Origin of the sequence: Halalkalibacter flavus, from assembly GCF_036663575.1 — a bacterium.
Lineage (GTDB): Bacteria > Bacillota > Bacilli > Bacillales > Bacillaceae_D > Halalkalibacter > Halalkalibacter flavus.
Map to the genome: position 1 here is coordinate 1 of NZ_JAWRVK010000206.1, position 278 is coordinate 278.

A 278-nucleotide genomic window follows, 5' to 3' on the forward strand; every position below is an offset into this window, starting at 1 on the left:
GTCAAGGCGAAGGGTGTAGCGTCCGCCGTTGCTTTGCGCGACTGTGCGGATTGTGCCGTCTCCGGCGTCGACGCGAAACCAAAACGAGAGTAGGCCAATTTTGGAGTCCGCAGCGCCGGTTAGGTCGGCCCCGCGGATGCCGAAATTCGTTGCGCCGTCGTAGTCCAGTGCGGCGGGCACGAAGTCTGGGGTGTCGCCCGTGTCGAAGAACTTGGAACCGACGGCCGAGCGAAGGCCGTCTGTCGTTTGGCGGTACATTCGAGCGAAGCCGCGATACT

At 62.9% G+C, this 278-nt stretch carries 1 protein-coding gene; it reads right to left on the reverse strand.

The window, feature by feature from the left end:
* A partial coding sequence (locus tag SAY88_RS25005) for a hypothetical protein (RefSeq protein WP_332635126.1) occupies positions 1-278 on the reverse strand: 278 nt, incomplete at both ends.